Annotated in this window: 1 protein-coding gene; it reads left to right on the plus strand. The window is 75.8% G+C overall.

Annotated elements, in window-relative coordinates; genetic code table 11:
• The coding region (locus U9980_RS02865; protein WP_322766559.1) for an HNH endonuclease signature motif containing protein at positions 1-755 on the plus strand (755 nt) is incomplete at both ends.

Here is a 755-nt window from a genome sequence, read left to right on the forward strand (position 1 = left end):
GGCAACCCTGGCCGCGTTGGCCGCCGGCATTCTCGATCTGGGCCGAGTCCGCGCCGTCGCCGACGCCACCGAACCGCTCTGCGACGCCCACGCCGCCGCCGTCGAAACCAGAATCCTGGCCCGCGGCGGACGAGCCAGCCACGCGGTGTTCCGCCAGGCGCTACGCCGCGCGGTACTCGCCGTCGACCCCGACGGTGCCGCACAACGCCACGCACTCCAACGCCGGGGGCGCCGGGTCGGCCTGCAGCCGTTGGACGACGGGATGGCCGAGCTCTCGGCGTTCCTGGCCGCCCCCGACGCCCAGGCCGCCTACCAGCGCATCGACGCCCTCGCCCGCCGTGCCGGCGACGCGGCGGACACCCGCAGCATCGACGAACGCCGCGCCGACGTCCTCACCGACATTCTCCTGGGCCGCCACCGCGACGACGACCCGGTCCGCGTCGAGGTCGGCGTCCTGATCCCCCTGGCCACCCTGGCGGGGCTGGGCGACACCCCCGGCGAACTGGCCGGCTACGGGCCGATCCCCGCTGGGCTCGCCCGGGAGCTGGCCGAGAACGCGACCTGGCGACGGCTACTGACCGACCCGGTCGACGGCGCGGTGGTGGAGGTCGGCCGGCGCCGGTTCCCGTCCCCGGCGCTGGCCCGCCAGATCCGGGCCCGGGACTGGGTCTGCCGGTTCCCGGGATGTCGAACACCCGCCACCGTCTGCGATCTCGACCATGTGCGGGCCTACGCCGAGGGTGGCACCACCGAGG

This window comes from Protofrankia sp. Cr1, from assembly GCF_963555865.1.
In the GTDB taxonomy this organism is placed as follows: Bacteria; Actinomycetota; Actinomycetes; order Frankiales; family Frankiaceae; genus Protofrankia.